Here is a 10,851-nt window from a genome sequence, read left to right as displayed (position 1 = left end):
CTATTCGGAGACTTCTCCCAAGGAGAGGGGGAGTGTGGTGACGGGGAAAGTGAAGGTAAAGAGGAGATGTATGACGGTTATCATAACTCATTATAGACCATATCTTATTAATTTTTAATCCTTGACTCATATTATAAAATAATATCTAATTGAATGAAAATTATAATTATTAAGATGAAAAAGATATTATACTTTGTGTTTTTGTGTTTGATGGTGGCTTGTAATAAGCAGGCAAACACTTCAAAAGAAGAAACTAAACAAGACACTACTTCGGCAGTGCCCGAAACCTCTTACACTGAGTATGTAAACCCACTGATGGGTACGGACTCGAAGTTTAGTTTATCCAACGGGAATACTTACCCTGCTATTGCGGTGCCTTGGGGTATGCACTTCTGGACACCTCAAACGGGCAAAATGGGCGACGGCTGGGCATATCAATATCACGCTGATAAGCTCGTAGGCTTTAAGCAAACCCACCAACCGAGTCCGTGGATTAATGACTATGGGGCTTTTGCACTGATGCCGGTAGTGGGTGACTTGAAAATTAAAGAGGAAGAACGCGCTTCGTGGTTCTCTCATAAGGCAGAAACGGTTCAGCCTCACTACTACAAAGTGTATTTAGCCGATTATGATACATCGGTGGAGATTACGCCTACCAATAGAGCAGCGCAGTTTCGCATTACCTTCCCTGAGAGCGATAAGGCTTATTTGGTTTTAGATGCTTATTTTAAAGGCTCGATGGTGCAAGTGTTGCCCAAAGAACGCAAAATTATAGGCTATGCCCGCAACAACAGTGGGGGAGTACCTGAGAATTTTCACAATTACTTTGTGCTTACTTTCGACAAGGATTTTGAGAGTGTGCAGACGTGGAGCGACGGCTTTAAGCTGACAAAAAATGCTGAAAGCAAGGGCGAACACACAGGGGCAGTGATAGGCTTCCGCACGAAAAAAGGTGAACAGGTAACCGTAAGAGTAGCTTCGTCGTTTATTTCGCCTGAGCAAGCCCTATTGAACTTGGAAACGGAACTGGGTAATGACACTTTTGAACAGACAAAACAAAAAGCACTTACCCTTTGGGAGAGTGAACTCGGCAAGATACAAGTGGAAGATGAGAATATAGACCATTTGCGCACTTTCTACTCCTGTTTGTACCGTACACTGCTCTTCCCACGCACTTTCTACGAATACAACAAAGAAGGTGAGATGGTGCATTACAGTCCGTATAACGGCAAGGTGGAAAAGGGGTATATGTTTACTGACAACGGTTTTTGGGACACTTTCCGGGCAGTATTTCCGCTTTTCAACCTGTTGTACCCTGAGATGAATCAACAGATGATGAAGGGATTGGTGAACGCTTATAAAGAATCGGGCTGGTTACCCGAATGGGCAAGTCCGGGTCATAGGGATTGTATGATAGGGTCGAATTCGGCTTCTATCATTGCTGATGCTTACCTGAAAGGGAATATAGACGAGGCTGATGCTGAAATTCTTTTAGAAGCGATGCTAAAGAACGCTACCCAAAACGATGGTAGACCAGTGAAATCGGTAGGACGTGAGGGGGTGAATTACTACAATAGTTTGGGTTATGTACCTTATGATGTGAAGATTAACGAGAATGTAGCCCGCACATTGGAGTACGCTTACGCCGATTATTGCATTGCTCGTATGGCAGAAAAGATGGGTAAGGCGGAGGTTGCTAAACAGTATTACGAACAATCGAAACGCTACAAGAATGTATTTGACCCCGAAACTAAGTGGATGCGAGGCAAGAATAAGGACGGCAAGTTCCAGTCGCCATTTAATCCGCTGAAATGGGGCGATGCGTTTACCGAAGGGAACAGTTTGCACTACACGTGGTCGGTATTTCAGGATATAGAAGGACTTATACAGCTAATGGGTGGCAAAGAGGCTTTTGAAAAGAAGATAGATGAAGTGTTTGAGATGCCACCGCTGTTTGACGATTCGTACTACGGTTTTACCATACACGAAATACGCGAGATGCAACTCATAAATATGGGCAACTACGCACACGGCAATCAGCCCATACAGCACCTTATCTACTTGTATAATTACGCTGGTAAACCTCAAAAAGCACAAGCTAAACTACGGGAAGTGATGGAGAAACTCTATACTCCTACACCCGACGGTTATTGCGGTGATGAGGATAACGGACAGACCTCGGCTTGGTATGTGTTTTCAGCCTTAGGCTTTTACCCTGTTACTCCTGCTAGCGATAACTACATACTCGGTAACCCACTGTTTAAAACGGTGAGCTTGCAACTGCCTGAGGGCAAGAAGTTTTTAATAAAGAGTGTGGCTCGCAATTCCGATAGCAACTTAGTAGAGTACGTACAGCTCAATGGCAAGAAAATAGAAGGTTTTGAAATACCGTTTGGGGCGTTTAGAGAGAATGGGACTTTGACGTTTTTCAGGTAATGAGCAAATGTAAAAATTAGTAGATTAGTGAATTTGGTATGCTCTTTGATTTACAGACAGTAGTTTCATCAAAACCATTGTTTAGTAATGAGAATCAAGCATTTTTTATCAGCAACAGCTTTACTACTTCCCTTACTGCTAACCGCACAGAAATCGGTAGTGCCAGAGGTGAAGGTAGTGAATGAGCGCAATGCCAACCCGATGGTATTGCAAGACCTTTCAGTAGATATATTAGTGGTAGGGCAAACGGCTGTTACTACTATGGAAATGACCTTCTACAACCCTAACAGTCGCGTAATGGAAGGCGAGTTTCAGTTCCCGCTTGCCGACGGACAGCAGGTGTCGCGCTTTGCCTTAGATATCAATGGCAAACTGCGTGAAGGTGTGGTAGTAGACAAAGCCTTAGGACGCAAAGCCTTTGAGGATATTGTGCGCAGGGGTGTAGACCCAGGCTTATTAGAAAAAACTGAGGGCAACAACTTTAAAGCGCGTGTATACCCTATGCCTGCCAAAGGTACTCGCCGTGTACTCATCGCCTTTGAACAAGAGCTACACGAGCGCGACGGGCAGGATTATTACTTCTTGCCTATCACGGCTAACGTAACCCTTAAAAACTTCAAGGTGCGTACTGAGGTAGTATCACGCTTTGTAAAGGCAGATATTCAGAACAGTCTGCAATTAGACTTCAAACAAGCGCGCAATAGCTATATCAGTGAGGTAAGCAAGCAAAACTTCACGCTCAACCAGAACATTGCGCTTACTTTCCCGAAAATTGAGAAACCACAAACCATTAGCGCTACCCAAGGCAGTAAAAGCTATTTTTATGGCAATATAGCTTTGAGCGATACCAAAGCTAAAAGTAGCCTCACTCCTAAGGAAATAGGACTCTTATGGGACGCATCGCACTCAGCAATCCAACGCGATAGAGCAAAAGAGTTTGCTTTTTTAGATGCTTATTTTAAGGAACTTAAAGACACTAAGGTAGTGCTTAGTACTTTTAATATTCGTTCTGCTAAACCGCTTACTTTTGAGGTGAAAAACGGCAATTGGCAAGCACTGAAATCGCATTTAGAAAGTTTGCAATACGATGGAGCTACCGATGGTAATGCTATTGATTTCAACCTCAAAACAGATGAAATATTACTTTTTAGCGACGGTATTTTTAACTTTGGCAGTAAAGAATTTTCTGTAAACGAAGTAGTGAAACAAGCTAAAATACCGGTGAGTGTGGTGAATGCTTCGGTGGTTGCTAATACTCCAAAAATGCAATACCTCGCCAATGCTACGGGTGGTAACTTTATAGATTTGACAACCCTCACTACTGAGCAAGCAATAAAAGTAGCACGCACTGTACCTTTCCAACTGCTAGATATAGAAGTGAAAAGCGGTAAAGTAACCAAAATCTTCCCACAGAAAGGAGCTACTATTAGCAAAGGTAATTTCACCCTTGCAGGTGAATTGCAAAGTGAGGAAGCAACCTTAGTACTTAGTTTTGGTTACCCTAAAAAGGTAATGGTGCAAAAAGAAGTAAAATTTGTAGCAAACCCCGATGCTTCTGAAAGTGAGTTCAACCTTTTGCGCCGTATATGGGCAGAGAAACAAATTGCACAACTGCAACGAGAAGGTGTTGAACAAAAACAAATAGATGCGGTAGGACGTGATTACGGCATTGTAACCGAAGGCAATTCGCTGATAGTATTAGAAACCGTAGAAGATTATGTACGTTACCGCATTATGCCACCTACCGAATTACAGCAGGAGTACTCCAAACGCTTAGCAAATGAGCAAAAGCAAAAAGAGGGTACTGCTAAGCGTATTTTGGATAGAGTCGTGGAGCAATCGGAAAAGCAAAGTAAATGGTGGCATACCGAATATCCTGTGAAAGGCACTGAACCTAAGAAAAATGTTAATAACTCTAATGATACTCCTATAAGAATAAGAGGGGTGGCTTCTGGGGTAGCACAAGAAGTTAGAAGTGAGGAGGTTGCTGCTATAGAAGCTGACGAAAGTGCAGAATTAAATGAAGTAGTTGTAGTAGGTTATTCTCCACAAAGAAAAGCAGCTATGGCGGGAGCTATAAATAGTAGAGTTGCAGATTCTCCTAGTGGTAACACTACTGCTAAAAAAGATGTTTCTTTATCACGCAACCCAGCAAGTCCTGTTCCTGTACCTACCTCAAAAATAGAGCTCAACGCCTATAACCCCGATACCCCTTATTTAAAGGTAATGGAGTACACTGAGGAATCTAAAGCAGTAGAAACCTATTACAAGCTCAAAAAAGAATACGGTAACACACCTTCCTTTTATGTAGATGTAGCCGACTATTTCTTTAAGAAAGGTAATCGTGAGCAAGCTATCTTGGTGGTTTCCAATTTGGCAGAGCTCGGTTTAGACGACCCTCAGTTGTTGCGTATGTTAGGCTACAAGCTCAGCAACTACAATGCTAAGAAAGAAGCGGTATGGGTATTCCGTAAGGTGGTAACTCTGCGTGAGGAAGAACCACAGTCTTTTCGTGATTTGGGCTTAGTACTTGCCGACGATGGTGCCTATAACGAAGCCGTAAAAAACCTTTATAAAGTAGTTACAAGCGAGTGGAGCAGTCGTTTTGGTGATGTACAAATCGTAACAATGAACGATATCAATAGCCTTGTCGCACGCCACAAGGGTATAGATGTGAGTTATATCGACAAACGTTTGCTCAAAAAAGAACCCGTAGATGTGCGAGTAGTGCTCAGTTGGGATACTGATAGCTGCGATATGGACTTATGGGTAACCGACCCCAAAGATGAGAAGTGTTACTACCAAAACACTCTTACTTACCTTGGAGGTAAAATCTCACGTGATGTTACTCAAGGCTACGGACCTGAAGAATTTATGCTCAAGAAAGCTGAAAAAGGCAAGTACAAAGTGCAAGTGGATTACTTTGGCACTCGCTCACAAAAGCAACTAATGCCTGTGAACTTGCGTATTACTTTCTATACTCACTATGGTACGCCTCAGCAAAAACAACAAGAAACCACTGTACGCCTCAGTAATGCCAAGGAGGTGATTGAAGTAGGAAGTTTTGAATTTTAATAGTTAATGCTTAATAATTAAAGATAAAAGGCTGTTCAGTAAATGCTGAACAGCCTTTTCCATTATGAAGTTGTAAAATTAAATTAATAATTAAAGGTCTACGGGGTAAGATTGGTGACCGAAACGAAGCCCAAAGAAGAAGTTAAACTCTTTAGCTGAGCGGGTAAGCACATTGCCTAAAATAGTGCTTGACCCTAATACTAATGGGCCTAAGCGCAAGGCAATTCCCACATTAGCTTTTGATACTTGGTTGTATGAAATAGGCAAATAAGCCCCAAAACTATTAGTATCGTAGTGAGGAGTGAGTGAAAGCTCATTGGCATAAGTAGCGTTGTAAAGCTCTTTGTCCTTTGTTGAAGCTATATTCACTTGTCCTGATAAGTTCAAGTAGAACGCATCAACTACGCGATAATCGGCGCTGAGGTTAAAAGTAGAAGGTAGTGATGACCTCAATTTAGAGCCTGTAGCCTTTGTTCCATCAAAGTGATTCTTCAAATTTTCTTCTGATAAGTCGTCTAGACTTAAAGTCGTGCTTTGTGTTGCAGGCATTTTGTAGCGGTAAGAGTTCTTATTGGCAGTGTATTGTAAACGCCCGAGATCCATTAGCGAAATCCCTACACGCAAATCGTGAGGATTGTTGTGGCAACGAGGACAACCGTCCTTGCGAAACTCATACGTAGCTCCTAAATCGAAAGCCAAAGTAGTAGCTTCTGAACTAAAATACAACTTGTTTACCTTTACATTGTCGAAATCAACCAAGTCCATTCCACCGTTAAGCACTTCCAAAGTTCCGTTAGCCGATTGGATATTCAAGTTTACTTTGTCCTTATCAGTGTCAGGCGTTAGTGTAGCCGAACCTTCAAAGTCTTTAAAACCTACGTAAACATTACCAGAGCCTTGTACCAATTTAGCACTTGCTCCTACTTTCACCGTGTTAGTACCGTCAAAATACACTTCACCTGACCACGAGAAACCTACTTCCGAAAAAGCATTTACCACTATCTCTTGGTCGTTAAGGTTCACTTGGTAAGGGGTTTTGAGTTCCAATTTATCTAAATCACTAACAAATGATTGTAACATTTTTGCATCTATGTTACGTACATTGCCCAGAAGGCGCACACGAGAGAAAATCCCTACTGTATGCTGGTCGTTTATCTTCACAAAAGCCGATGGTCCTAACACATCAACGTTTATCTTCGCTTTGATATTGTTATAACCAAAAATAGCATTCTGGGTATCAACGCGTGTGTACTCGTTAAAGCTATCAGTGATATTAGGCGTGAGTTTAATAGCGTTGTTGCCAAAACCAAAGTTCACTGTAGCAATATTAGCGTCCCAAGAACGCTTACTACTAATCATATTCGCAGGATTAGAAGTTACAGGAAAAATACCCGAATAATTACTCTCCCGAAGCCCTGCATACGATTGCTGAGCTTCCACTGCCATTGTTGTTAGAAACAATGCTGATAAAATTACTTTTTTCATTCTATAAAAAACACTTGTTTAAATTGCGCGGCAAAAGTACAATATTTTATCAAATAACAAATAAAGAAGGTCAAAATTATTTGTAGAATTAATTTATAATCGTTATCTTTGCGCTTTCTATCCTGCCATTTACCGCTGAGCTACCTCTTGAAAAACCATATACAATCTTGTCTGCTTTGCATAGTTCACTACCTAAGTTTCGTTTCACCTATGCTTTTAGTAGAGCATACATTCGTCCTTTCTATACCAATCTTCCAAGATTCGTATAAGCTTCCTATAAGCTTCCTATATCTAAGCACTGATTATCAAAGATATTAGTTACTTAAACATAACCTATTAACGAAAGTTTACGAAAGTTATGATATATAAAATGTAACCTTTATTTTGTAGAAGATTTTAAAATTGTTATTTCTTATGAAAAAGATAATTCTCGTAGGATTGAGCCTTCTTGCGCTCTCCTGTCGCACCACACAAAAAGTAGCACAATCTTCCTCTTCAGAAGAAGAAATGCTTAAAAATATTACGCATAATCTTATTATTAGCTATCAAAATCAAAAAACATTGGCTCATTTGAAAAAAGAAGTGCAAAAATATGGTGCAGAGATGCTTTATGAATACAGAGTTATCAAAGGAATAGCTATCAAAGTACCCCAAGATAAAGATATTCGTCAGGCAAAAGCCTATTTTTCTAATCTTAAAGGTGTAACAAATGTGGAATACGACCAGATAAACCATATTGACCATTAATCACTAACCATTAACCATTGAAGCCTAACTTTAACAAAAGATTAACGCCTCACGGCACTTGTCTATAAAAAATTTTAGTGTACTTTTGCACTGTAAAAGCAGACCTCGCAACGCCACAAAAACAAGGAAGTGTTTTTTTGCAAACGCTTCCTTTTTAGTGTATTATTTTTAATAAAATTATCTCTCAAACCTATCCGAATTATCCAACCTGTTTGATAACTAAAACCTCTAACATCTAAAATAACAAACATTATGAATAAAATCTTTTTAGTAGCAACCGCTATTGCAATGGTAGCTTGTAATAATGGAAACCAACAGCAACAGCGACCACAAGGTGCTGTGCCTTACCCTGTAATTGTCGTAGGAGAACAAAATACCGTGTCTAACCTTTCTTACCCCGTGAATATCGAAGGGGTGGTGAACAGCGCCGTACAAGCCAAAATATCAGGCTATATTACCAAAGTATTGGTAGACGAAGGTCAGGTGGTTACCCAAGGGCAACCGCTCTTCAAGTTAGAAACTCAAACCCTTAACCAGTCAGCTGCTTCAGCCAAAGCAGCCGTAGAGGTCGCTAAAGTAGAGGTAGATAAACTCGTGCCTTTGGTACAGAAAAATATTGTGAGCCCTATCCAGCTCGCCACAGCCAAAGCCAACTTACAACGCGCCCAAGCTACTTATAACGAGGTAGCCAGCAACATTGGTTTTGCCGTAGTAAAAGCACCAGTAAACGGCGTGGTAGGTGCGATTAACTACCGCGAAGGTGCTTTGGTAACTGCCAATAACACTGTGCTCACTACCGTATCCGACGTGAAAGAGGTGTATGCCTATTTTTCAATGAACGAAAAAGAATACCTCGACTTCTTAGACAATACCCAAGGCAAAACCACTGCCGAGAAACTCAAAAACTTACCTGAGGCTTCTTTGGTGTTAGCTAACGGACAAGAATACGCCGAGAAAGGCAAAATACAAGCCGTAACCGGACAAATAGACCCTACTACCGGTAGCATACAATTTCGCGCTACCTTCCCTAACCCTAACAAGTTGCTTACCAATGGCAACAGTGGGACTATCAAGATACCACAACATTTTAGTAACTCACTTGTAATCCCCGAAGTTGCTACCTTTGAGCAACAAGGAAAGGTATTTGTGTACAAAGTAGAGAACGACACCCTCAAACAAGCTATCATCACCCTTAAAAGTCGTGCCGATAACTATGCTGTAGTAGAAAGCGGACTTAAAAACGGTGATGTCATTCTCGCGCAAGGACTCAATAAAGTGCGTACGGGTACTGTTATCAAACCTCAACCTATCTCAATGGATAGCCTTGTCAAGAAAATACAACCGATATTTTAGTGAAGACTGAAAAGTCGCCTTTGCATCGTAAACCTTGCTAAAATTTTAGTGCTTGTCGTGTTACGACCTTTGGCAAAGTCTATGTTAAATATTAATTGTTAATTGAACATTACTGTATGAACAGAATCATTTATAAATCACTGGCTATAGTAACCATAGCCCTTACCCTTACCGCTTGTGCAGGACGCAAAGCCTATGAGCGTCCACAAACCATAGACGAAAAGCTCTTCCGTACTGAAAGCCCCGCTACCGATGCCCAAAGCGATGCTACCCTTTCGTGGCGCAATATCTTCACCGACCCGCTCTTGCAACAACACATCAGCAAGGCACTTTCCAATAACCTCGATGTGCGTGTAGCGATGCAAAATGTGGTTTCAGCACAAGCCTACCTCAAACAAAGTAAGGCAGCTTTTATTCCTACCCTCTCGGTGGGAGCTAACTATACTCGTAGCACCTCATCATTAAATGCTGGAGGTGGTGCTCCCGACCGTACTTACAACAATCTATTCGATATCACAGGTAACGCTTCGTGGGAAGCCGACATTTGGGGTAAACTATCCGCTCAAAAACGTGCTTCTTATGCCTCTTATTTAGCAACTTTGGAAGCCCAAAAAGCAGTACAATCCGAAGTGGTCGCTACTTTGGCAACCGCTTATTACCAACTACTGATGCTCGACGAACAGAAAAAGGTACTCGAACAAACTATTGAGTTTCGCACCAAAAGTTTAGAAACTACCAAACAACTCAAAAAAGCAGGTTCTACTACCGAAGTAGCAACCAAACAAATCGAAGCCCTCGTGTACAACGCACAGGCGCAACTTATTACCATCAACAATAGCGTTTGGGCATTGGAAAACACTATCTGTGTACTCTTGGGTGAAGAGCCTCATACGATAGAGCGAAGCACGCTTGCTGAACAACAATTTCCCACACAGTTTCATCAAGGGTATGCGGTAAGTCTGCTCGAAAATCGTCCTGATGTGGCACGTGCCGAACTAAATTTGCGCAACGCCTTTGAACTTACGAATGTAGCGCGTTCCAATTTCTATCCTACGCTTACTCTTTCCGCTCGTGGAGGTATCAGTAGTACCGAACTCGATACTTGGTTTTCTGCCAAATCAATGTTTGCTAATTTTATAGCAGGATTGGCACAACCTATCCTCAATCGCCGACAAATACGCACTCAATACGAAGTGCAGAAAGCTGCTCAAGAAACCGCTTTGCTGAATTTCAAGAAAGCAATTCTTTCAGCGGGCAAAGAAGTATCCGATGCAATGCGTCAATTCAGTTCGCAAGACGAGTTCATTCAACTCAAAACCCAAGAAATGAAAGCCTATCAAGATGCCACCGACTATTCCAAACAATTGTTCGATAGCGGTATGGTGAATTATTTAGAGGTCATTACAGCCGAAGTAAACCGTCTCAATGCCGAGCTTAGTGTAGCCAACGCACAGTTTACCCGTATGCAGTATGGCATTACGTTGTATAAAGCACTCGGTGGCGGTTGGAGGTAGGGGCGAATGGCAATTCGCCTAGTTTTGAAAGTTTCTAATTGCCTCTCGCTGACGCGAGCTTGCTGCTCGTGCCTCCCTTATCCTATTTGTCCAATAACAGCAATTATTATCATAAATGAAAAGATTATTTTTAACCTCATCGTTCAGTTCAGTAGCCAAATTGTTTGAAGATTTTGCAGGAGAACCGGTAAATGGAAAGAAAATAGTATTTATTCCAACAGCAAGTTTGGTAGAAAAAGTG

At 41.5% G+C, this 10,851-nt stretch carries 6 protein-coding genes and 1 pseudogene; 6 read left to right on the top strand and 1 reads right to left on the bottom strand.

The features are described from left to right. The first annotated feature begins 153 nt into the window (after positions 1-153). Positions 154-2,436 carry a GH92 family glycosyl hydrolase gene (locus HMPREF9078_RS01155; protein ID WP_009418880.1) on the top strand — a complete coding sequence of 761 codons (2,283 nt, stop codon included), beginning with the start codon at positions 154-156 and terminating at the stop codon, positions 2,434-2,436. A gap of 87 nt (positions 2,437-2,523) precedes the next feature. Beyond that, positions 2,524-5,511 (top strand): VIT domain-containing protein, encoded by a 2,988-nt coding sequence (locus tag HMPREF9078_RS01150; RefSeq protein ID WP_009418879.1) that lies wholly within the window; start codon positions 2,524-2,526, stop codon positions 5,509-5,511. Between the two features lie 90 nt (positions 5,512-5,601). On the opposite strand, the gene HMPREF9078_RS01145 is transcribed toward HMPREF9078_RS01150, so the two are convergent. Then, the gene (locus HMPREF9078_RS01145; protein WP_009418878.1) at positions 5,602-6,996 is read right to left on the bottom strand and encodes a DUF5723 family protein; all 1,395 of its coding nucleotides are present in this window, start codon (positions 6,994-6,996) and stop codon (positions 5,602-5,604) included. A 414-nt stretch (positions 6,997-7,410) separates the two neighbouring features. Here HMPREF9078_RS01145 and HMPREF9078_RS01140 point away from each other — a divergent pair, with 414 nt between their 5' ends. The 4 genes and pseudogenes from HMPREF9078_RS01140 to HMPREF9078_RS12070 form a co-directional block, all read left to right on the top strand. Then, positions 7,411-7,743 carry a hypothetical protein gene (locus HMPREF9078_RS01140; protein ID WP_009418016.1) on the top strand — a complete coding sequence of 111 codons (333 nt, stop codon included), beginning with the start codon at positions 7,411-7,413 and terminating at the stop codon, positions 7,741-7,743. Between the two features lie 252 nt (positions 7,744-7,995). Continuing rightward, positions 7,996-9,096 (top strand): efflux RND transporter periplasmic adaptor subunit, encoded by a 1,101-nt coding sequence (locus HMPREF9078_RS01135; RefSeq protein ID WP_009418875.1) that lies wholly within the window; start codon positions 7,996-7,998, stop codon positions 9,094-9,096. Between the two features lie 116 nt (positions 9,097-9,212). Beyond that, positions 9,213-10,610: an efflux transporter outer membrane subunit gene (locus tag HMPREF9078_RS01130; RefSeq protein ID WP_009418874.1), complete on the top strand. Its 1,398-nt coding sequence runs from the start codon at positions 9,213-9,215 to the stop codon at positions 10,608-10,610. A gap of 115 nt (positions 10,611-10,725) precedes the next feature. Continuing rightward, positions 10,726-10,851, top strand: a pseudogene (locus HMPREF9078_RS12070) (peptidase S51); the annotation flags it as partial.

The organism is Capnocytophaga sp. oral taxon 380 str. F0488 (assembly GCF_000318255.2).
GTDB classification, from domain to species: Bacteria; Bacteroidota; Bacteroidia; order Flavobacteriales; family Flavobacteriaceae; genus Capnocytophaga; species Capnocytophaga ochracea.
The sequence above is the reverse complement of the archived record's forward strand: the minus strand, read 5'-3'. Positions and strand labels throughout refer to the sequence as shown.

Excerpts from the sequence above, each read along its gene's own strand:
- HMPREF9078_RS01135 (WP_009418875.1), top strand. The coding sequence starts at position 7,996 with ATGAATAAAATCTTTTTAGTAGCAACCGCTATTGCAATGGTAGCTTGT.
- HMPREF9078_RS01150 (WP_009418879.1), top strand. The coding sequence starts at position 2,524 with ATGAGAATCAAGCATTTTTTATCAGCAACAGCTTTACTACTTCCCTTA.
- HMPREF9078_RS01155 (WP_009418880.1), top strand. The coding sequence starts at position 154 with ATGAAAATTATAATTATTAAGATGAAAAAGATATTATACTTTGTGTTT.
- HMPREF9078_RS01130 (WP_009418874.1), top strand. The coding sequence starts at position 9,213 with ATGAACAGAATCATTTATAAATCACTGGCTATAGTAACCATAGCCCTT.
- HMPREF9078_RS01145 (WP_009418878.1), bottom strand. The coding sequence starts at position 6,996 with ATGAAAAAAGTAATTTTATCAGCATTGTTTCTAACAACAATGGCAGTG.
- HMPREF9078_RS01140 (WP_009418016.1), top strand. The coding sequence starts at position 7,411 with ATGAAAAAGATAATTCTCGTAGGATTGAGCCTTCTTGCGCTCTCCTGT.